The organism is Xanthomonas cissicola (assembly GCF_008801575.1).
Classification (GTDB): domain Bacteria; phylum Pseudomonadota; class Gammaproteobacteria; order Xanthomonadales; family Xanthomonadaceae; genus Xanthomonas; species Xanthomonas cissicola.
The window spans coordinates 16971-36989 of the sequence record NZ_VZPL01000032.1; the positions used below are offsets into that span (position 1 = coordinate 16971).

The 20019-nt window shown below is 63.4% G+C and carries 17 protein-coding genes; 15 read left to right on the forward strand and 2 right to left on the reverse strand.

Annotated features, from left to right (window positions below; genetic code table 11):
* Positions 1-44: 44 nt before the first annotated feature.
* The 7 genes from rpoZ (at position 45) to F7R02_RS14400 (ending at position 8177) form a co-directional block, all read left to right on the forward strand.
* Entirely contained in the window at positions 45-344 is a 300-nt protein-coding gene (gene rpoZ, locus F7R02_RS14370) for a DNA-directed RNA polymerase subunit omega (RefSeq protein ID WP_002812428.1), read from the forward strand.
* A 128-nt stretch (positions 345-472) separates the two neighbouring features.
* On the forward strand, positions 473-2644 hold the full coding sequence (locus F7R02_RS14375) for a RelA/SpoT family protein (protein ID WP_078589128.1): 2172 nt from the start codon (positions 473-475) through the stop codon (positions 2642-2644).
* A 79-nt stretch (positions 2645-2723) separates the two neighbouring features.
* Positions 2724-3104, forward strand: a complete 381-nt coding sequence (locus F7R02_RS14380; protein ID WP_078589130.1) for a RidA family protein — start codon at positions 2724-2726, stop codon at positions 3102-3104.
* A gap of 20 nt (positions 3105-3124) precedes the next feature.
* A complete protein-coding gene (gene recG / locus F7R02_RS14385) occupies positions 3125-5278 on the forward strand; it encodes an ATP-dependent DNA helicase RecG (protein ID WP_078589132.1) in 2154 nt (717 codons plus the stop codon).
* 129 nt (positions 5279-5407) lie between these two features.
* On the forward strand, positions 5408-6346 hold the full coding sequence (locus F7R02_RS14390) for a nucleoside hydrolase (RefSeq protein WP_078589134.1): 939 nt from the start codon (positions 5408-5410) through the stop codon (positions 6344-6346).
* 71 nt (positions 6347-6417) lie between these two features.
* Entirely contained in the window at positions 6418-6660 is a 243-nt protein-coding gene (locus tag F7R02_RS14395) for a type B 50S ribosomal protein L31 (protein ID WP_005911911.1), read from the forward strand.
* Between the two features lie 227 nt (positions 6661-6887).
* Positions 6888-8177: a citrate synthase gene (locus F7R02_RS14400; RefSeq protein WP_003486167.1), complete on the forward strand. Its 1290-nt coding sequence runs from the start codon at positions 6888-6890 to the stop codon at positions 8175-8177.
* Between the two features lie 261 nt (positions 8178-8438).
* On the opposite strand, the gene F7R02_RS14405 is transcribed toward F7R02_RS14400, so the two are convergent.
* Positions 8439-9089 (reverse strand): hypothetical protein, encoded by a 651-nt coding sequence (locus F7R02_RS14405; protein WP_005926962.1) that lies wholly within the window; start codon positions 9087-9089, stop codon positions 8439-8441.
* Positions 9090-9431: 342 nt separating this feature from the next.
* On the reverse strand, positions 9432-11858 hold the full coding sequence (locus F7R02_RS14415) for a penicillin-binding protein 1A (RefSeq protein ID WP_005911894.1): 2427 nt from the start codon (positions 11856-11858) through the stop codon (positions 9432-9434).
* A gap of 212 nt (positions 11859-12070) precedes the next feature.
* Between F7R02_RS14415 and F7R02_RS14420 the strand changes: the two genes are divergently transcribed.
* The 8 genes from F7R02_RS14420 (at position 12071) to F7R02_RS14455 (ending at position 20018) form a co-directional block, all read left to right on the forward strand.
* Positions 12071-13129 carry a pilus assembly protein PilM gene (locus F7R02_RS14420; protein WP_005911892.1) on the forward strand — a complete coding sequence of 353 codons (1059 nt, stop codon included), beginning with the start codon at positions 12071-12073 and terminating at the stop codon, positions 13127-13129.
* Positions 13129-13911 (forward strand): PilN domain-containing protein, encoded by a 783-nt coding sequence (locus F7R02_RS14425; RefSeq protein WP_005911890.1) that lies wholly within the window; start codon positions 13129-13131, stop codon positions 13909-13911. The genes F7R02_RS14420 and F7R02_RS14425 overlap by 1 nt, the downstream gene beginning before the upstream one ends.
* The gene (locus F7R02_RS14430) at positions 13908-14573 is read left to right on the forward strand and encodes a type IV pilus inner membrane component PilO (protein ID WP_003486177.1); all 666 of its coding nucleotides are present in this window, start codon (positions 13908-13910) and stop codon (positions 14571-14573) included. Before F7R02_RS14425 ends, F7R02_RS14430 begins: the two co-directional genes overlap by 4 nt.
* Entirely contained in the window at positions 14570-15103 is a 534-nt protein-coding gene (locus tag F7R02_RS14435; protein ID WP_003486179.1) for a pilus assembly protein PilP, read from the forward strand. Before F7R02_RS14430 ends, F7R02_RS14435 begins: the two co-directional genes overlap by 4 nt.
* 19 nt (positions 15104-15122) lie before the next feature.
* A complete protein-coding gene (locus F7R02_RS14440) occupies positions 15123-17024 on the forward strand; it encodes a type IV pilus secretin PilQ (RefSeq protein ID WP_005911884.1) in 1902 nt (633 codons plus the stop codon).
* Between the two features lie 61 nt (positions 17025-17085).
* Complete coding sequence (locus F7R02_RS14445; protein ID WP_078566289.1) at positions 17086-17862, forward strand: hypothetical protein; 777 nt, start codon at positions 17086-17088, stop codon at positions 17860-17862.
* Positions 17863-18015: 153 nt separating this feature from the next.
* Positions 18016-19035, forward strand: a complete 1020-nt coding sequence (locus tag F7R02_RS14450) for an AAA family ATPase (RefSeq protein ID WP_005911878.1) — start codon at positions 18016-18018, stop codon at positions 19033-19035.
* A 20-nt stretch (positions 19036-19055) separates the two neighbouring features.
* Positions 19056-20018 (forward strand): DUF58 domain-containing protein, encoded by a 963-nt coding sequence (locus F7R02_RS14455; RefSeq protein ID WP_033836792.1) that lies wholly within the window; start codon positions 19056-19058, stop codon positions 20016-20018.
* Position 20019: the final 1 nt, after the last annotated feature.

Sequence of the window (20019 nt, forward strand, 5' to 3'; positions counted from 1 at the left end):
TCCCTCATTCGATGCGCGGCCGTTGCTGGTCGCCGGGAGCCCGCATGGCCCGCATTACCGTAGAAGATTGCCTGGAAGTCGTGAACAACCGTTTTGAGCTGGTCATGATGGCCTCCAAGCGCGCCCGTCAGCTCGCCAACGGCGTGCAGCCGCTGATCGAGAATGCCGACGCCAGCGACAAGCCCACCGTGATGGCACTGCGCGAGATCGCCGCACGCCGGATCGACAACGCGCTGATCGATGAAGTCGAGAAGGCCGAACGCGAGCGTGCCGAGCGCGAAGCGCTGGAATGGGCCGCTGCCGAAGTGGTCGCCGACGAAGACATGTCCAAGAACGACGATTGATTTCCGGCATCGCTGCGATCGATCAGAACAGCCCGCCTCGACGCGGGCTGTTTTCGTTTTCGGTCCCGGCAATACGCCTGCGTGTGCAAATGTTTGCCGAGACTGCACGGCTGGCATAGTCTTCCGGCATGAACCCAGGCCCCACTGCCCAGGCGACCGTCGTGACGTCTCCGTCTTCCGACCAGGCCATCCCCGACTACGTCCTGCATCTCGAACGCGCGGCCAGCTACCTGCCCAAGGAGCAGCTGCCGATCCTGCGGCGTGCCTGGGAAGTGGGTGCCACCGCGCATGCCGGGCAGACCCGCAAGTCGGGCGAGCCGTACATCACCCACCCGGTGGCGGTGGCTGGCGTGCTGGCCGAGCTGGGCCTGGACATGGAATCACTGATCGCCGCGATCCTGCACGACACCATTGAAGATACGCCGCTGACGCGCGAAGAACTGGCGTCCGAGTTCGGCGAAGCAGTGGCCGAGCTGGTCGATGGCGTCACCAAGCTGGACAAGCTCAAGTTCCGCGACCGTCAGGAAGCGGCGGCGGAAAGTTTCCGCAAGATGCTGCTGGCGATGTCGCGCGATCTGCGCGTGATCATGATCAAGCTGGCCGACCGCCTGCACAACATGCGCACGCTCGGCGCGCAGAGCACCGAGGCGCGCGGCCGCATCGCACGCGAGACGCTGGAGATCTACGCACCCATCGCGCAGCGCTTGGGCATGAGCCTGATCAAGTCCGAATTGCAGAATCTGGGCTTTCGCGCGTTGTATCCCTGGCGCCACGCCATCATCGAAAAGCACATCCGCAGCCAGCCGGTGGTGCGGCGCGAATCGATGGCGCAGGTGGAAGTGCAGCTGTCGCAGCGGCTGGTCAAGGAAGGGCTGGAGCATCGGCTGGTCAGCCGCATCAAGACGCCGTGGAGCATCTATTCCAAAATGCACGAAGAGAACAAATCCTTCGACCAGGTGATGGACGTGTTCGGTTTCCGGCTGGTAGTGCGTTCGGTGGCCGATTGCTATCACGCGCTGGGCGCAGTGCATGCCAGCTTCAAGCCACTGGATGGGCGCTTCCGCGATTTCATCGCAATCCCTAAGGCCAATGGCTACCAGTCGCTGCACACCGTGTTGTTCGGACCGTACGGCTCGCCGATCGAAGTACAGATCCGCACCGAAGAGATGGACCTGATCGCCGAACGCGGCGTGGCGGCGCACTGGACCTACAAGGTCGGCTCGGCTTCGCCCAACAGCGCGCAGAGTCGCGCGCACGACTGGATCGTGGAACTGATCGATTCGCAGCGCGCCGCCGGCTCGTCGCTGGAATTCCTGGACAACGTCAAGGTCGACCTGTTTCCGGACGAGGTCTATCTGTTCACGCCCAAGGGCAAGATCCTGGCGTTGCCGCGCAATTCCACCGCACTGGATTTTGCCTACGCGGTGCATACCGACGTGGGCAATCGCGCCGTGGCCTCGCGCGTGGACAAGAAGCTGGTGCCGTTGCGCACCAAGCTGGTCAGCGGGCAGGCGGTGGAGATCATCACCGCACGCTCGGCCACGCCCAAACCGCAGTGGCTGGAATTCGTGGTCAGCAGCAAGGCGCGCACGGCGATTCGTCACCAGCTCAAGCAACTTGAGCACGAAGATGCCGTGCAGTTGGGCCACCGCATGCTGGACCGCGCGCTGGAAGCGATGGACTCCTCCCTGGAGCGGCTGCCCAAGGGGCGCCTGGACGCCTTCCTCAACGAGCACCGCTACCCGCGTCTGGAAGCGCTGCTGGCCGATGTGGCGCTTGGCAACTGGATGCCCAATCAGGCCGCGCAGGCGCTGATGGCTTACGCGGAATTGCGTGGCGGCGGCCTGTCAAAGCATTCGCACGAAAAGATCCTGATCGACGGCAGCGAGCGCGGCGTGATCAGTTTCGCCAATTGCTGTCAGCCGATTCCCGGCGATGAGATCATGGGCTACCACACCGCCGGCAAGGGCATCGTGGTGCACCGCCTGGACTGCCCGAACCTGGCGGAACTGCGCAAATCGCCCGAGCGTTGGGTGCCGATCGACTGGGACTCCAACGTGACCGGCGATTACGACACCGCGCTGGTGGTCGAAGTGGAAAACCGCACCGGCGTGCTGGCGCAGTTGGCGGCAGCCATCGCGCAGAGTCAGTCCAATATCGAGCGCGTGGACTATCTGGATCGCGACTTCAACGCAGCCGTGCTGCGCTTCAACATCCAGGTGCGCGACCGCCGCCATCTGGCTGAAGTGATGCGCCGGCTGCGGCGCCTGCACGTGGTGCAGAGCGTCGGGCGCCAGTAGCGCCTGGCGCGCTCGCGCAACAGTCGAGCAAATCCGCACAAAGGCCTAAACTGCGGCAACCCTTTGCAGTGGAGTTGCCATGTCCCAGATCATCCATACCGACCAGGCGCCTGCCGCCATCGGCCCGTATTCGCAGGCCGTGCGTGCCGGCAACACCGTGTATTTCTCCGGCCAGATCCCGTTGGATCCCGCCACCGGCGAGATCGTGCCAGGCGACATCGGTGCGCAGGCGTGGCGTGCGTTCGACAACCTCAAGGCAGTGGCCGAAGCGGCCGGCGGCTCGCTCGACAAGATCGTGCGCCTGGGCCTGTATCTCACCGACCTGGGGCAGTTCGCTGCCGTCAACGCGGTGATGCAGGAGTATTTCCAGGCGCCGTTCCCGGCGCGTTCGACCATCGAAGTCTCCGGCCTGCCCAAGGGTGCCGGCTTCGAGGTCGATGCAGTGATGGTGATCGAGTGATCCTGCACCGCTGATCGGCCGTGTCGCGCACGCGCGTCGTCACACCGAGCCTGGCCGTCGCCGGCCAGGCTCGGCTGTCCAGTCTGCCCGGTGTCGGCCCGAAAGTGGCCGACAGGTTCGCTGCGCGCGGCATCCTGAGCGTGCAGGACCTGTGGCTGCATCTGCCGCTGCGTTACGAAGACCGCACGCGCTTGACCACCATCGCGCAGCTGCAAGGTGGCGTGCCGGCCCAGATCGAAGGGCGTGTGGACGCGGTGGAACGTGGCTTCCGTTTCCGGCCGGTGCTGCGCGTGGCAGTGTCCGACGCGTCGTATGGCACGCTGGTGCTGCGCTTCTTTCATTTCCGCGCCGCACAGGTGGCGCAGTTCGCCGTCGGCACACGTGTGCGGGTGTTCGGCACACCCAAGCCCGGCCAGCACGGCTGGGAGATCGTGCACCCCAGTTACCGCGTGCTCGCGCCGGACGAAGATGCCGGGTTGGGCGACAGTCTGGATCCGGTGTATCCGGTGCTCGAAGGCGTTGGCCCGGCGACGTTGCGCAAGCTCATCGGTCAGGCGCTGGAGCGTCTGCCGCCCGAAAGTGCGCTGGAATTGTTGCCACCGCATTGGCTGCAGGACGAGCGACTGCCCTCATTGCGCGCGGCGTTGCTCACCATGCATCGCCCGCCGGTCGGTACTGATCCACAGCAACTGCTCGCCGGAGGCCACCCAGCCCAGCAGCGCCTGGCGATCGAGGAATTGCTGGCACACCAACTCAGCCTGCGCCGGCAACGCATCGCATTGCAGCGTCTGCACGCGCCCAGCCTGCCCGGCAACGGCACATTGGTGCAGCAATTGCGCAAGGCGCTGCCGTTCCAGCTGACCGGTGCGCAACAACGGGTGTTCGAGCAGATTGCGCATGACCTTGCGCAACCCTCGCCGATGCTGCGGCTGGTACAGGGCGATGTCGGCAGCGGCAAGACCGTGGTCGCCGCACTGGCGGCAATGTTGGCGGTGGAGCAGGGCAAACAGGTCGCACTTGCCGCGCCCACCGAATTGCTGGCCGAGCAGCACCTCGCCAATCTGCGTGGCTGGTTGGAACCCTTGGGCATCCGCATCGTCTGGCTGGCTGGCAAGGTCACCGGCAAGGCGCGCGCTGCAGCGATGGCCGAGGTCGCCTCCGGTCAGGCGCAGGTCGTGGTCGGCACGCATGCGTTGATGCAGGAAGCGGTGGTCTTCCACGATCTGGCGTTGGCCATCATCGACGAGCAACACCGCTTCGGCGTGCATCAGCGCCTTGCGCTGCGCGACAAGGGGGCGGCGGCGGGCAGTGTGCCGCATCAACTGGTGATGACCGCCACGCCCATCCCGCGCACATTGGCGATGTCTGCTTACGCAGATCTGGATGTTTCGGCCATCGACGAATTGCCGCCTGGCCGCACGCCGGTGCAGACGATCGTGCTGAGCGCGGAGCGCCGGCCCGAGTTGGTCGAACGTATCCGCGCCGCCTGTGCCGAAGGGCGGCAGGCGTATTGGGTGTGCACGCTGATCGAAGAAAGCGAAGAGCCCGGGAAAGGCGCGCAAGGCCAGCAAGGCGGCCCGCCACGCATCGAAGCGCAGGCGGCCGAAGTCACCTTCGAGACCTTGTCGGCGCAATTGCCGGGCGTGCGGGTGGCGCTGGTGCACGGCCGCATGAAGTCGGCCGAGAAGCAGAAGGCCATGCTGGATTTCAAGCAAGGCCGTAGCGACCTGTTGGTGGCCACCACCGTGATCGAAGTCGGCATGGACGTGCCCAATGCATCGTTGATGATCATCGAAAATGCCGAGCGGCTTGGCCTGGCCCAGTTGCACCAGTTGCGCGGCCGGGTCGGTCGCGGTGCGGCCGCTTCCAGTTGCGTGTTGCTGTACCAGGTGCCGTTGTCGATGATGGCGCGTCAGCGTCTGGAGACCATGCGCCAGACCAACGACGGTTTCGTGATCGCGGAGAAGGATCTCCAATTGCGTGGCCCGGGCGAATTGCTGGGCACCCGGCAAACCGGTCTGGCCAGTTTCCGCATCGCCGATCTAGCGCGCGATGCAGGGCTGTTGCCGCGCGTGCAGTTACTGGCCGAGCGGCTGCTGGACGAAGCGCCAGACATTGCCGACCGCGTGGTCGAACGCTGGATCGGCGGCGCGGTGCGTTACGCGGCCGCGTGAGCGGCGGGAATCGGATTGGGGAATCGTAAAAGCAAAGGCTGCTGCCCCTGTGCAACCTGGGCGTTCGCGTGACCGGCCGATCCTTGCGAAGATGCGGCAACGAATCCCGAATGCCCGTTCCCGAATCCCATGACAAAAAAAATACCGCTGCTGATCGACACGGACCCCGGCGTGGACGACGCCTTGGCGCTGCTGATGGCCTTCAACGACAACCGCCATGAGGTCATCGGCCTGACCATCGCCGCCGGCAACGTGGGCTTGGAGCACACCGTGCGCAACGCCTTGAAGGTCTGCGAGATCGCTGGCCGTCCCGATGTGCCGGTCTACGCCGGCTGCCCGCAGCCATTGCTGCACCCGTCGGTGGATGCGGCACACGTGCACGGTCTCGACGGATTCGGCGATGTGGGCCTGGCACCGGCCAAGCGCACCGCCGAGGCCGAACACGCCGCGCTCGCCATCCTGCGTCTGTCGCACGAACACGCCGGCAAGCTGCTGCTGGTGGCGCTCGGTCCACTGACCAATCTTGCCCTGGCACTCACTCTGGACCCGACCCTCCCGCAACGCGTGGCGCGGCTGGTGGTGATGGGCGGGGCGTTGACCGGGCACGGCAATATCACCGCCGCGGCCGAGTTCAACATCGGGTTCGACCCGGAAGCGGCGCATATCGTGTTCCGAGGTTTTCCGCAGTTCGACGTGGCCGATTGGGAAGCCACCATTGCGCACGGGCTACTGCACCGGGACGTGGAGCAATGGCTGGCGGCCGATTCTGCCCGCGCCCGGTTCTACGAGGAGATCTCGCGCAAGACCCGGCTGTGGTCCGAAGACAGCCGCGGCGAGTACTGGTATGCCGCCGACGCGCTGGCGATGGCTTTCGCCTTGCACCCGGAAGGCGCGCAGCGGCTGGAGCAGCGCCCGGTACACATCGAACTGTCCGGTGCGCATACCCGTGGCATGACCCTGGTGGACTGGAACCGGCAGGGCGGGGCGCCCGACAATGCCAATCTGCTGCTGGCCTATGACATCCAGCAGTTCTATGGGCTGGTAGGGGCGGCGCTGGCGGCGAACTGAGGCGACCTTGCACCGGCTGCCTGGGCGCAGCTATAATGCCCGGCTTATCCAGGCAGCCCGGCGCCAAGTCCATGAAAGATAACGTTCATCCCAACTACAAAGACGTCGTCTTTCACGACGTGACGTCCGATTTCAAGATTCTGACCCGTTCCACCATGACCTCGAAAGAGACCGTGAAGTGGGAAGACGGCCAGGAATATCCGCTGATCAAGGTGGAAATTTCCTCGTCCTCGCACCCGTTCTATACCGGCAAGCACAAGGTGATCGACACCGGCGGCCGTATCGACAAGTTCCAGAAGCGCTACGCGCGCTGAACTTGCAGGACGGGCTGTACCGGCAGCGGCCGCGCATTGCGCGGCCGTTGTTTTTTACGGCACTGAACGCTTCGCCTATGCCTGGCGCGACGCGTCTACGACTTCTGTCCAAGCGACGGCCAAAATGCTGCTGTGCGATAATGGCCTGATCCGAGGCGATGCCTTGGACTTCCATCACGTGCCTGCCCATGTGGGATCAGGCGCCTTCCACTGAAGGAGCGTACACAGTGTCCGATCTTGATCAGGTCACGCTCAACGCCGGCGACAAGTCGGTCGTTCTGCCGGTTCTCAAGCCCACGCTTGGCAATGATTGCGTCGATATCTCCAAGCTGACCAAAGAAACCGGTCTGTTCACCTACGACTCGGGCTTCACCGCCACTGCCAGCTGCAAGTCGGCCATCACCTACATCGATGGCGACAATGGCGTGTTGCTGTATCGCGGCTACCCGATCGAGCAGCTGGCCGAAAAGTCCAGCTTCCTCGAGGTCTCGTACCTGCTGATGAACGGCGAACTGCCGACGGCGGACGAATTCAAGAAGTTCGACCACGAAGTGACGCATCACACCATGATGCACGAGTCGCTGAAGAACTTCCTCGGTGGTTTCCGTCATGACGCGCACCCGATGGCCATGCTGGCCGGCTCGGTCGCCTCGCTGTCTGCGTTCTACCATGACACCCTGGACCTCAACGATCCGGAGCAGCGCCGTCAGGCCGCCATCCGTCTGATCGCCAAGGTGCCGACCCTGGCGGCTGCCGCGTACCGTTATTCGATCGGCTGGCCGATCCGCTACCCGCGCAACAACCTGAACTACGTCGATCGCTTCCTGCACATGATGTTCGAAGTGCCGAGCGAGCCGCTGGAGATCAATCCGGTCGTTGCCAAGGCCCTGGATCTGCTGTTCATCCTGCACGCCGACCACGAGCAGAACGCCTCGACCTCGACCGTGCGTCTGGTCGGTTCGACCGGTGCCAACCCGTATGCGTCGGTCGCCGCCGGTATCACCGCGCTGTGGGGTCCGGCACACGGTGGCGCCAACGAAGCCGTGCTGAAGATGCTGGAAGAGATCGGCACCGCCGACAACGTCGAATCCGCCGTGGCCAAGGCCAAGGACAAGAATTCCTCGTTCCGTCTGATGGGCTTCGGTCACCGCGTCTACAAGAACTTCGACCCACGCGCCAAGATCATCCGTGAGATGACCCACAAGGTGCTGGGCGAGCTGGGCGTGAACGACCCGCTGCTGGAAGTGGCGCTGAAGCTGGAAGAGGCCGCGCTGAAGGACGACTACTTCGTGCAGCGCAAGCTGTACCCGAACGTCGACTTCTACTCGGGCATCATCTACAAGGCGCTCAATATCCCGGTGGAAATGTTCACCGTGATGTTCGCCATCGCACGCACCGCAGGCTGGGTGTCGCATTGGCTGGAACAGCAGGTCGACCCGGAAATGAAGATCGGCCGTCCGCGCCAGATCTACACCGGCTATGACAAGCGCGATTACACCGACAGCGCCAAGCGCTGATCGGCCCACGCGTATCTGCGTAAACGAACGCCCCGCATTGCGGGGCGTTTGCATTTGGACGGTTGCGTGGCAGTCGATCTTCCAACAAAGCGGGACGCTGTCGTGGCGAGTGCAAACCCGCGACCGGCGGCGCATGGCACGACGGTTCGTCCAGTAGTGCCGGGCCCGAATAAAACGAGCGCTGCCGCAGTGGCGTTGCGACGCCGGCTTAGAGAGGTGCGGAGCTCGTCCACATCGGCAAGCCGCATCATATGGTCGACCTCAGCGCAGCAGTGGTGAGCCGCCGGAACCGTCGCCGTCCGTCAGTAACTGTCGCACCTGCGCGGCCGATGCACGCGGCATCGGCTTTTCGTCCAGCTGCGAGAGTGGCGCCTGCCGCAGTGCGTCGTAGGGCAGCACGGTGAGATCGAAGGTCAGGTCTTCGGCGCTGAACAGCCAGACGGGAAACTCGCCGTTGCGCTCGCGATCCAGGCGCAGCCGGCGCGTGCGCGACTCGGCCGGAATGCGGTGTTCTTCCAGAAACCGCTGCACGGCATCGGCATCGTCGCTGTGCAACTGCAATTGCACCGGCGCGTTGGCATCGGCGGTGCCGTCCAGCACCGGGCCGGTCAACCGTGGCTGGAAGGGGCTGAGAAATTCAAGCGCCCGCAACGCGGCTTCGCGACGTTGGCGCAGACGCGCACCGTGCGCAGGTCCGGCGAACAGGCGCTGGTACTCGCGCAACGCATCTTCGATCTCGCGATTGCGTGGCAGCGAAGCATCGTCATGAATGCCGAGCCGGCTGGCAGCCTTGAGCTTGGCTTGATGGAAATCGCGGATGCCGCCTTCGGCCATCAGGCGTGCGGCTTCGTGTGCCAGGCGATGGCGACGTTCCCGGGTTCGTGTATCGGCGTGCGCGCGTGCGTGATGCATGACCGGGCTCCCCTAATGAACCTGATCTGGACTCTACAACAGCTGCATGAAGACATGGCGAATGCGTCATGCCATGGCAAAAGAACGATCACGCAGCAGTGACCTGGCGATGGTCCGGGTACGGCTATGCACGTGCAAGGCGCAATGCGCAATGCGCGTGCAATATCAGTGGCGGGCAGGCGAGCGCTGCGCCGAACCGGCAACGATCCCGCCAGCGATCCCGCCAGCGATCCGCCAGGCTGGCAACGGCCTGCGCTTATCCAATCGGGGGCCAAGAAATTGGGGAACCGAACAGCCACGCCGCGTTCGATTCCCCAATCCCGATTTCCGAATCCCAGCTCCTCAGAAAATATCGAACGCCTTCTCGTCCTGCTGTTCCTGCAGGCCGTAGTCGTAATCCTGCAGGCGGTCCAGATCTTCGTTCTTGACCCATTCGACGGCGCCATTGATGGTGGCCTGGGTCATGCCATCGGGCGGGTCGTTGGTGGCGATCGGCTTGTCCTTGAGCGCTACGCGCATGTAGTCGATCCAGATCGGCAGCGCCGCCTTGCCGCCGTATTCGCGATAGCCGAGCGAGCGGAAGTCGTCGCGGCCCACCCATACGGTGGTGACGTAGGGGCCGCCAAAGCCGGAGAACCAGGCGTCGCGGTGCTCGTTGGTGGAGCCGGTCTTGCCGCCCACGTCCTCGCGGCCGAGTACCTTGGCCGCGGTGCCGGTGCCGCGCTGGACCACGTCGCGCATCATCGACACCAGCTGGTAGGCGGTGCGCTCGTCGATCGCGCGTGGCGCGATTTTGGTCTCTGCGGTTGCCGCAGGGGCGGTCTGTGCCGGCACCGGCGTGGCCGTGGCAGGCGCAGCGGGCGGGGTTTCAGGTGCCTGGGCGCCGAAGTTGAAGCCATCCACGACCTGGCTCACGGGCGCGGCGGTGCCGCCCTGCAGGGCGCAGGTGCGGCAGGCCACGGCCGGCACTTCTTTGAAGATGACATTGCCCTCGCGGTCTTTGACCTCGTCCACGATCCAGGTGTCCACCCGTGAGCCGCCATTGGCGAACACCGCATAACCGCGTGCCACAGACAGCGGCGTCAGCGAAGCGGTGCCCAGCGACATCGACAGGTTAGGCGGCAACTCGGCCTCCTGGAAACCGAACTGGCTGATGTATTTGCGTGCGAAATCGACGCTGATCGCGTCCAGCAGGCGCACCGACACCAGGTTGCGCGACTGCACCAGCGCTTCGCGCAGGCGCATCGGCCCGCGGAAGCCGCCGCCGTCGTTCTGCGGCGACCAGGTCTTGCCGCGCCGGTCGCGGAACACCACCGGCGCGTCCAGCACGATCGAGGCCGGGTTGAAGCCCTTTTCGAACGCGGCCGCGTAGACGAACGGCTTGAAGCTCGATCCTGGCTGGCGCCGTGCCTGGGTGGCGCGGTTGAACTTGTTCCCCGCAAAGCTGAAGCCGCCGACCAGCGCACGCAGCGCGCCGCTATTGGCGTCCAGCGAGACCAACGCCGCCTGGCCGCGCGGCAACTGGTCGATGAGCCACTCGCCGTCCTTCTCGCCGGTGCGGATGCGGGTCAGGTCGCCGCGGGTCAGCAGCTTGGCCGGGGTCTTGCCGGTCCAGCGGCTGGCAGTGGCGGGCAGGGTCAGTTCGGTCTTGTCGCTCTGCACGACCGTGACCCCGCCATCGGGATTGGTGCGCGCCACGATCACCGCACGCAGTCCGCCCTGGGTGAATGCGCCTGCCAGGTGCTTGGCCAGTGCGGGCGCGTCCGCATCGGCGGCCACGTCGAAGTGCTGCTCTACGCCGTGCCAGCCATGGCGATGATCGTAGACCCGCAAGCCGTCGGCGACCGCCACATCCGCACCGGTCTGCAGGGTCGCATCGATGGTCGTGGTGACGTGGTAGCCCTTGTTGAGCACATCGCCGCCGTACTTGGCGATCATTTCCTGACGCACCAACTCGGCCACGTAAGGGGCGTACACCTCCACCGGCGGCTCATGCGGCTTGGCGTGCATCGGCACGGCCTTGGCGGCGTCGGCTTCGGCCTGGCTGACAAAGCCCAGGTCGGCCATGCGCTGCAGGACGTAATAGTCGCGACGCTCCTGCGCACGCTCAGGGTTGCTGATCGGGTTGCCGCTGGATGGGAACTTGGGGATGCCGGCCAGCGAGGCCATCTCGTCCAGGCTCAATTCGCTCATCTTCTTGCCGTAGTAGTACTCGGCAGCGGCCCCGACGCCGTAGGCGCGGTTGCCGAAGAAACTCTTGTTGAGATACAGCTCGAAGATCTCGTCCTTGCTCAGCTCACTTTCAATCTTGCGCGCCAGCAGGATCTCCGCCAGCTTGCGGGTGTAGCTGTATTCCGAACTCAGGAAGAACTGCCGCGCCACCTGCTGGGTGATGGTCGAACCACCCGGCACGCGCTTGGCATCGGTGGTTGTCAGCAACCATACCGCGCGGGCAATGCCCTTGTAGTCCACGCCGCCGTGCTCGTAGAAGCGCGCGTCCTCGGTGGCCAGGAAGGCCTGCTTCAGGCGCAGCGGCACGTCCTTCATCTGGATGGGATAGCGCCGCGTCTCGCCATAGACGGCCATGAGCCGGCCATCGCTGGAATAGACGTACATCGGCTCCTGCAGCTCTACCTGCTTGAGCGACTGAACGTCTGGCAACTTCGAGGAAATGGCGTAATACAGGCCGCCGGCAGCAATAGCGCCAAGCAGTGCGAGCACGACGGTCGTGGCCAGGATCCAGCCCAGCCAACGGCGAATACGGGGCATGTAAGAGAGATTCCGATTGCAGATTTCTTGGTCACAGAGTATAGATGACGCCGAGTTTGGCTGGGGCCGAACTCTGGGGATCGCAGAAGACGGCACTGGGGTAGCGTCGCCGGGTCATTGCCTAGCGCGTGAAGGGCTTGTCAACTGTTAAAATTTGATTATTAATACGAGGGCGCACATGCGTCCAAGTGCCCGTCGGCAGGGGAGTTACCGTGGGGCTTTTACCCAAGAGTCAGTCGCCACTGATTGGTGTCGACATTAGTTCGACTGCCGTGAAGCTCTTGCAGCTATCGCGCAGCGGGAGCCGTTTCCGCGTGGAACATTACGCGGTGGAACCATTGCCGCCGAATGCGGTCGTGGAAAAGAACATCGTCGAAGTGGAAGCGGTGGGCGAAGCCATTCGCCGCGCCATCAACCGTTCCGGCAGCAAGGCCAAGAACGCGGCAGCTGCCGTGGCAGGGTCGGCGGTGATCACCAAGTTGATTCCGATGCCGGCCGATCTGGACGATAGCGACCTGGAAGCCCAGGTCGAACTGGAAGCCACCAATTACATTCCGTACCCGATCGAGGAAGTGAATCTCGATTTCGAGGTGCTGGGCCCGATGCCCAATAGCCCGGACATGGTGCAGGTGCTGCTGGCCGCCTCGCGTTCGGAGAATGTGGAACTGCGCCAGTCGGCGCTGGAACTTGGTGGCCTGACCGCCAAGGTAATGGACGTGGAGGCCTTTGCGGTCGAAAACGCCTTCGCCCTGGTTGCCAGCGAATTGCCGGTAGCCGCCGATGCGGTGGTGGCGCTGGTGGATATCGGCGCGACCATGACCACGCTGAGCGTGCTGCGCTCCGGGCGCAGTCTGTATAGCCGCGAGCAGGTGTTCGGCGGCAAGCAGCTCACTGACGAAGTGATGCGCCGTTACGGGCTGACCTATGAAGAGGCTGGCCTTGCCAAGCGTCAGGGCGGCCTGCCGGAAAGCTACGAGGTCGAAGTGTTGGAGCCGTTCAAGGAAGCCACGGTGCAGCAGATCAGCCGTCTGCTGCAGTTCTTCTATGCGGGCAGTGAGTTCAACCGCGTCGACTGCATCGTGCTGGCCGGCGGTTGTGCCGCGCTGGCGCGCCTGCCGGAGATGGTGGAAGAGCAGCTCGGTGTGACCACGGTCGTTGCAAATCCGCTTGCCCAGATGACGCTTGGCCCGAAGGTTCAGGCCCATGCGCTGGCGCTGGATGCGCCTGCACTGATGATCGCCACCGGCCTGGCCCTGAGGAGCTTCGACTGATGGCAAGAATCAATCTATTGCCCTGGCGCGCGGAGCGCCGAAAGGCGCGCGAGCGCGAGTTCTACTCGATGCTGGGCTTCGCCGCATTGGGCGGCGTGCTGTTGTCGGCACTGATCTGGTTCTATTACGACGCGCAGATCAGCGGCCAGACCGAGCGCAATGCGTTTCTGACCACCGAGATCGACAAGGTCAAGGCGCAGAACGAGGAGATCAAGGAACTCGACAAGAAGAAGGATCGCCTGCTTGCGCGCAAGAAGGTGATCGAGGAGCTGCAAGCCAATCGCTCGCAGATGGTGCACCTGTTCGATTCGCTGGTGCGCACCATTCCCGATGGTGTGGCGCTGACCAACATCAAGCAGGATGGCGACATCCTCACGCTGGAAGGTCGCTCGCAATCGAATGCGCGGGTCAGTGCCTACATGCGCAACCTTGAAAGCTCGGGCTGGATGACCAATCCGGACCTGTCGATCATCGAGGCCAAGAGTCAGGACAAGGCGGGGCAACCTGCCGGGTCGTCGATGGACACCAAGACGCTGCCATACGTGTTCACGCTCAAGGTCAAGCTGGCCAATCCGAACGAGGCTGACAAGAACGGCATTGCGCCGGGCGCAGTGGATCCGGCCGCGCCGGGCACCGCAGCACCGGGTGCAACGCCTGCCGGTGCGACGCCTGCTGCTCCGGCAGCGGCGCCCGCGCCGGCAACGCCGCCAGCCGCTGCTCCTGCACCGACGCAGGCAGCACCGGCGCCAGCCAATCGGCCGCAGGAGGGGGCGGCGTCATGAGTAAGAAATCATTCAAGCTCAGCGATCTGGATTTCAACAATATCGGCGGTTGGCCGCAGCAAGCACGCATTGTGTTCTGCGTGGTGGTCGGCTTGTTCATCATGGTGCTGGCCTGGTTCCTGTTGATCAGCAGCAAGCGCGAAGAACTGGAAGGCCTGGAAAGCACCGAATCGCAGCTGCGCACCGAGTTCGAGACCCAACAGGGCCGCGCGGTGAACCTGGAGCCGCTCAAGCAGCAGCTCGCGCAGATGGAACAGGTGCTGCAGCAGATGCTGCGTCAGCTGCCCAGCAAGACCGAAATGCCGGATCTGATCATCGACATCTCGCAGACCGCGTTGTCCAGCGGCTTGTCCAACGAGCTGTTCCAGCCCGGTCCGGAATCGCCGAAGGAGTTCTACGCCGAAAAGCCAATCGCTCTGCGCATGGTGGGTAGCTACCACCAGTTCGGTGCCTTCGTCAGCGGTGTGGCCTCGCTGCCGCGCGTGGTGATCCTGACCATGCACGACATCAACCTCAAGCCCAAGGATCCCAAGGCCGGCATCGGCCCGCGCGGTGCGCTTGAGCTGTCCGGGACGGTCAAGACCTATCGTTATCTGGACGATGAGGAAATGGCCGAACAGGAAAAGGCTGCGGCCAACGCTGCGAAGAAGGGCGGCCAATGACCATGAAATTGCTCAAGATCCTGTCCTGTGCGGCGTTAATTGCAGTATTGCCGGCGTGCACGCGCGGTGTGACCAGCACGCCGGGCGATGCGCCGAATCTGGAAGCCTGGGTTGCCGAGGTGCGCGCGCGTCCTGCGCCGCCGCTGGAGCCGTTGCCGGTGATGCAGCAATTCGAGACCTTCGAATATGCAGCGCAGGCGATGCGCGACCCGTTCAGCGATGCCTGGGTCAGCGCGGAAGGTGGCAACGGCACGCGTCCGGATCCGAACCGGCGCAAGGAGCCGTTGGAAGCCTTTCCGCTCGACGCCCTCGACATGGTGGGGACCATTGGCGGCGGTTCGGGCCTGATCGCTCTGGTGATGGCGCCTGACAAGGTGACCTACCGGGTGCGGCCTGGTGTGTATCTGGGACAGAGCGATGGCCGGGTGACCGGGGTCTACGAAGACCGCATCGAGCTGATTGAACTTGTGCCGGACGGTGCGGGTGGATGGCTTGAACGGCCGGCCGCACTCGCATTGGATGATCAATAAAGTGATAGGGGATAGCACGATGACGTTTTCCAATGCCCAGCGGCTGCGTCCGGTACGACGCCACGCGATCTTCCAGGCCTGCGCGTTGGGGTTCGCGCTGGCACTGGCGAGCGGCAGCGCATTCGCCGCCGCGGCGCTGACTCAGCCCGCGCAGGATCCGGCCAAGGTCGCTCCGGCGAGCCTGGCGGTGTCCAAAATCGATTTCAAGCGCGGCGAAGACGGCGCTGGCCGTCTGATCCTGCAGTTCGACGGCCAGGGCGCCAGCCCGGACCTGCGGACGCAGGGCGACAACGTGCTGGTGGACATCAGCAATGCCAAGCTACCTGCCGAGCTGCAACGCCCGCTCAATGTCACCGACTTCGCCACGCCGGTGCAGCGCGTTGAAGTGAAGCCGTCCGGTTCCGGTTCGCAGCTGGTGCTATCGACCAAGGGTGCCTTCGATTCGCTGGCCTACCAGACCGGCAACGAATACGTGGTGGAAATCACCCCGCGCAAGGGCCAGCCGGCGGTTGGCGGTGTGAGCCCGGCGGCGGTCACGCAGGCTGCCGCGCAGATCGCCGCGCGCGGCTATAGCGGCCGCCCGGTGACGTTCAACTTCCAGGACGTGCCTGTGCGCACCGTGCTGCAGCTGATCGCCGAAGAGTCCAACCTCAACATCGTCGCGTCCGACACCGTGCAGGGCAATGTCACGCTGCGCCTGATGAATGTGCCGTGGGACCAGGCGTTGGACATCGTGCTGCGTGCCAAGGGCCTGGACAAGCGACGCGATGGCGGCGTGGTGTGGGTCGCCCCGCAACCGGAGCTGGCCAAGTTCGAGCAGGACAAGGAAGACGCCCGCATCGCGATCGAGAACCGCGAGGACTTGATCACCGATTATGTGCAGATCAACTACCACAACGCTGCGGTGATCTTCAAAGCGTTGACCGAAGCGAAAGGCATCGGCGGTGGTGGTGGCGGTCAGGGCGGTGGTCAAGGTGGCGCAGGGCAGCAGGACAACGGGTTCCTGTCGCCGCGCGGTCGCCTGGTGGCTGACGAACGCACCAACACCTTGATGATCAGCGATATCCCGAAGAAGGTCGCGCAGATGCGCGAACTGATCTCGCATATCGACCGCCCGGTGGATCAGGTGTTGATCGAGAGCCGTATCGTGATTGCGACCGATACGTTTGCCCGCGACTTGGGTGCGCGCTTCGGTATCGCAGGTCGGCGGCAGTACGGCGACAACACGGCGGTGATCAGCGGTAGTTCCACCAACAATGTTTCTGTCATAAACGATGGCTTGCATAACGTCCCGTCCGGACTGAACTTCAATCTTCCTGCCGGAACATTCACCACCAATACGGCAGGCTCGATTGCTTATACACTGCTTGGACGCAATTTCGCGTTGGACATGGAACTATCGGCAATGCAGGAAGAGGGACGTGGTGAGGTCGTCTCCAACCCGCGCATCGTTACTGCCAACCAGCGCGAAGGCGTGATCAAGCAGGGTCGTGAGATTGGATATGTGACGATAAGTGGCGGTGGTACTGGTGGCCAATCGCAGGCGAACGTACAGTTCAAGGAAGTGCTCTTGGAACTTAAGGTTACGCCCACTATTACAAATGACAATCGTGTTTTCTTGAACATGAATGTAAAGAAGGACGAGGTTGCACGATTTATTAATTTGCCACTGTATGGAACGGTGCCTGAAATCAATCGCCGCGAAGTCAATACCGCTGTGCTTGTCGGTGATGGCGAGACGGTGGTGATCGGCGGTGTCTACGAATTCAACGATCGCGAGAGCGTGGCCAAGGTTCCGTTCTTGGGCGACATTCCTTTCCTTGGCAATCTGTTCAAAAAGCGTGGGCGCAGCAAGGAGAAGGCTGAATTGCTGGTCTTCGTGACGCCGAAGGTGTTGCGTGTTGCTGGTGCTACTAAATAAATAGTCCTGAATTTTTGATGGGTAGTAACTTGATTCATATTTCATCAAAGAGGGAATTTTTGTGAAAGCATTCTTTAGTGTAAAAAATTATTTAGGTGCAGCAATAGTTTTAAGTGCGTTTTCTGCATTTGGCGTTTTTGCACAGACTGTTGTTTGCAGTAATGACGCTATACCTGCCGGATACGTTAAGACGGCTTTGACTAATCGGCCTGCTTGTAATAGCGGGCAAGGTTGGCAGATTGAGTTGCCGTATGAAAACCAACTTGTATGTAGAAGCTCTCCTGTGCCATCTCCGTATGTCGTGGTCCCTTTTGGTGATAACAACACAACCGCCTGCGGCGAGGTTAGGTTGCGGATCGGCAATGCTCGCGAAAATCTTCAAATATGTGCTGGATCGCCTATCCCCAGCGGCTATGTCATAACTAATATAGATTCAACTCCCCGGGGGTGCTTGGTTGGGCAGTACTACATAAGGCAAGCAACTAACGGCATATTGGCGTGCGGTAATAGCCCAGTGCCCCCGGGTTATGTCTTTACATGGAACGGCCAATCTTCCGTGTGCGGAAATACTTATGGACAACGCCGTTTCGAAATCGCTCGCAATGGCATGTTAGTTTGTGCCGATTCATCTATTCCTGACGGTTATGTAGTAACGCAAGCCTATGATAACAATGGGCAGACGTGTACTTTTGGTCAGCGTTACATTCAACTCCCCACACAGGGAATCGCTGTTTGCCCAATTTCCCCAATTCCAGCAGGATGGCGTAGTAGTGGTTCGGTAAGCACGAATTCTTGCGGAAACAATTTTCCACAGGCATTGATCCTTACTCGCAACTAACTTTTTGCGACCGAGGCCGAAGTTGGCCTCGGTCTTTGTACGTGAAGCATGAAATCCATCTTAGACGTATTGCATTTGAGATTTTGTATCCCGGACTGAACACCAGCCGCCGGCGAATGAACCAATCGCGTTCGAATCGGTCACACTGGACCTATGAACGCACCGCCACTGCTCCCCCCCGAAGCCGTTGCCGCGCCCGCCGAGGACCGGCTGCACCGTCAATTCACCTCGCTGCGCGAATCGCTTGCGCAGCGCATCGTTGGCCAGGCAGCGCTCGTGGAGCGACTGTTGATTGCCTTGCTGGCCGATGGTCATCTGCTGGTCGAGGGCGCCCCCGGGTTGGCCAAGACCACCGCCATCCGTGCGCTGGCTTCGCGGCTGGAAGCGGATTTTGCACGGGTGCAGTTCACCCCGGACCTGCTGCCTGCCGACCTGACCGGTACCGAGATCTGGCGCCCGCAGGACAGCCGGTTCGAGTTCATGCCCGGGCCGATCTTCCACCCGATCCTGCTGGCCGATGAAATCAACCGCGCACCCGCCAAGGTGCAATCCGCGCTGCTGGAGGCGATGGGCGAGCGGCAGGTGACGGTTGGCCGGCACACCTATGCGCTGCCGCAGTTGTTCCTGGTGATGGCGACGCAGAACCCGATCGAGCAGGAGGGCACGTTCCCGCTGCCCGAAGCCCAGCTGGACCGTTTCCTGATGCATGTGCGCATCGGCTATCCGCAGGCGGACGCCGAGGCGGAAATCCTGCGCCTGGCACGCGAGGCCGCCCGCGATACGCTGGAAAAGCACGAGACCGTGCCCGACAAGATTCCGTTGGAAGATGTCTTCGCCGCGCGCCGTGTGGTGCTGGATGTGCATCTGGCGCCGCAGCTGGAACGCTATCTGATCGAAATCGTGCTGGCCTCGCGCGATGCCAAGCGTTACGACCCGGCATTGGCGCGACGGATCGCCTGGGGCGCCAGCCCGCGTGGCTCGATTGCGCTGGAACGGTGCGCACGCGCACGCGCGTGGCTGGCCGGGCGCGACTACGTGACGCCGGACGATATCCGCGCCATTGCCCCGGACGTGTTGCGGCATCGCGTGCTGCCCAGCTACGAGGCCACCGCCGAAGGCTGGGACGGCGAACGCCTGGTCGCTGCGTTGCTCGAAAAGATTCCGCTGCCCTGATCGGGCAGCGTCGCTGAGGTATGCCGCACTCTCGCCAGACGCCGATGTCTTCGATGCCGTTCTCGTCCCCTGCAACCACCCCCTCGCCAGCCGCTGGCGATGGGGTGTGCCCAACGCTTGCAGAACTGATCGCGCTGCGCGGTACCGCGATCCATCGCGGTCAACCGGGACGTGGCCGGTATGGGGTGGTGGGGCCGGTGCCTGCCGCCACGCGCGGGCGCGGCATGGAATATGCCGAGTCGCGTGAGTACGTGGCTGGCGACGATGCGCGGCATATCGACTGGCGCGTCACCGCGCGAACCGGACGGGCGCACACCAAGTTGTTTCAGGCTGAGCGCGAGCGTTTGAGTCTGATCGTGGCCGATACCTCGCCTGCGCTCTTCTTCGGTACGCGCGTGCGCTACAAATCGGTGCAGGCCGCACGCGCTGGCGCCGTTGCCGCATGGCTGGCGCAGCGCCAGGGCGACCGAATTGCAGCATTGCGCGGCACCGCGAGCGAGGCGCCGATTGCGCCGCGGTCCGGCCAGCGTGGTGTGCTGCCGGTGCTGGATGCCTTGGCGCGTTGGTATGCCCAGCCGCCGCCCGGCGACGCGGGGCTGGAGGTGGCGCTGGATCATGCGGCGCGCCTGTTGCGCCCTGGCGCGCGCCTGACCGTGCTGGCCGATGCGCGCGGCGCCGGCCGGATTTCTGCCACGCGCTGGTCGGGCTTGGCCTTGCATCACGAGGTGGTGGTGATCGTGCTGGTCGATCCGCTGGAATTGGCGCCACCGGCACGTGCAGTCACCTTCGACGTGCGTGGCGAGCGCATCGCGATCGATCTGTCTACGCAGGCCGGGCGGGCGCGCTGGCAGGCCGAATTCGTCGCGCCGCTGGAGCACTTGGGCTCGCTCCTGCAGGCACGCGGCGTGCGCTTGCATCGCCTGTCCACCGACGATGCCAGCGATGCCTGGCTGGGCGGCAGCCCCGCCGCGCGGAGTCGCTGAG